The organism is Pseudonocardia sp. SID8383 (assembly GCF_009864975.1).
In the GTDB taxonomy this organism is placed as follows: Bacteria; Actinomycetota; Actinomycetes; order Mycobacteriales; family Pseudonocardiaceae; genus Pseudonocardia; species Pseudonocardia alni.
The window spans coordinates 1-514 of sequence record NZ_WWFY01000869.1; the positions used below are offsets into that span (position 1 = coordinate 1).

Annotated in this window: 1 pseudogene; it reads right to left on the reverse strand. The window is 80.0% G+C overall.

From position 1 onward, the window contains the following. Positions 1-514: pseudogene (locus tag GTW08_RS20875) on the reverse strand (DNA polymerase Y family protein); the annotation flags it as partial.

The following is a 514-nucleotide window of genomic DNA, read 5'->3' on the forward strand; positions in this document are numbered from 1 at the left end:
CGGCGGGACCCGGCGCGCCGGCGGGCGGGGGTCGAGCCCACGGGCGAGCCGGTGCGCGGCCACCGCGTCGGTGCCGAAGCGCGAGGCCACATCGGACTCCGACAGCGACGCGAACGCCCCCAGCGACCGTAGCCCCAGCCGGCGCAGCAGGTCCACCAGCGCGGCCCGGTCGACGTCGGGGTCCCGGTCCAGCTCGGCCACCTCCAGCGGTGCGAGGAACTCCGCCGACCGTCCCGGCGGCACCCCGCGCCCCCGGCGGGCGGCGAGCGCGGCGGCGAACATCCCGTCCGCGACGCCGATCTGACACTCGGTCCCCGCGTGCAGCGCGACCTGGTCGATCAGCCGCTCCACCGCGGCGCGCTCCCCGCCGAACCAGCCGACCGGACCGCGTGCGGGCAGCACCAGCAGCCCCGGCCGCACCACCTCGACGCCGGGGGCGAGCGCCTCCACCGCGGCGGCGACCGGCTCGAACAGCCGGGCGTCGCGCCCCGGGTCGGGGGCGAGCACCACGAGC